The sequence below is a fragment of the Candidatus Regiella insecticola LSR1 genome (assembly GCF_000143625.1).
Taxonomy (GTDB): domain Bacteria; phylum Pseudomonadota; class Gammaproteobacteria; order Enterobacterales; family Enterobacteriaceae; genus Regiella; species Regiella insecticola.
Genome location: NZ_GL379732.1, coordinates 349 through 632, shown reverse-complemented (window position 1 = coordinate 632; position 284 = coordinate 349). Strand labels below are relative to the sequence as shown.

Annotated in this window: 1 pseudogene; it reads right to left on the bottom strand. The window is 51.1% G+C overall.

Annotation, left to right across the window (positions count from 1 at the left end):
* Positions 1-284: pseudogene (locus REG_RS14990) on the bottom strand (EscC/YscC/HrcC family type III secretion system outer membrane ring protein); the annotation flags it as partial.

Below are 284 nucleotides of genomic sequence, written 5' to 3'. Positions count from 1 at the left end.
TAACACGCTGACGGAGGTGCCGTAGGTGACACTTTCTAAGGTCGCGACCCGATCGCCCTTGACTTCACTGTAGAAGGCACGGTTGTTATCGAAAATCGCCGGAATATTTTCTTGCGTCAGTACACAATCGGGGCGCGAGACGATATTGGCTTTATTTTGTTGACTGAGCGCCATGATAGAGGCAATAAAGCGACTGCCGTCCAAGGTGCTGGCACCGCCGCCGTTGAAACTGGCACCGAATTTGCCATTGATATTGATGCGCACGTTAAAATTGACGCCCAGTT